This window comes from Microbacterium petrolearium, assembly GCF_054782875.1.
Genome location: NZ_BAAGRQ010000072.1, coordinates 1 through 605, shown reverse-complemented (window position 1 = coordinate 605; position 605 = coordinate 1). Strand labels below are relative to the sequence as shown.

Annotated in this window: 1 protein-coding gene; it reads left to right on the top strand. The window is 69.1% G+C overall.

Annotation, left to right across the window (positions count from 1 at the left end):
• Positions 1 to 406: inorganic diphosphatase (locus tag ACYVJ0_RS13665; RefSeq protein WP_460818405.1), on the top strand; the 406-nt coding region annotated here is incomplete at its 5' end.
• Positions 407 to 605: the final 199 nt, after the last annotated feature.

Sequence of the window (605 nt, the reverse complement as noted above, 5' to 3'; positions counted from 1 at the left end):
CTTCACCTCGACGCGCTACCCCACCGACTACGGCTTCTTCGAGAACACCCTCGGCGAGGACGGCGACCCGCTCGACGCACTCGTCCTGCTGGAGGAACCCACGTTCCCCGGCTGCCTGATCAAGTGCCGGGCACTCGGCATGTTCCGCATGAGCGACGAGGCCGGCGGCGACGACAAGGTGCTCTGCGTGCCGACGGGCGACCAGCGCGCCGCGTGGCGCCAGGACATCGACGACGTCTCGGACTTCCACCGCCTGGAGATCCAGCACTTCTTCGAGGTCTACAAGGACCTCGAGCCGGGCAAGTCCGTCGAGGGCGCCCACTGGGTGGGCCGCTCCGACGCCGAGGCCGAGATCGTTCGCTCGATCAAGCGCGCCGAGGACACCGGGTACTACGCCAAGCACTGACCCGCAGCACCCAGCACGTCTCAGGCGCCCAGGTCACCCCGTGGCCCGGGCGCCTGACACGTCGAAGGGTCAGGGCCGGCCCGCGTAGGGCATCGCGCCGGAGTACCGCACCGGGTTCTCCGACAGGGGGTGGCCGGGCAACGTCGCCTCGATCATCATCCCGCCGCCCGTGTACATGGCCACGTGATAGATCGACGAC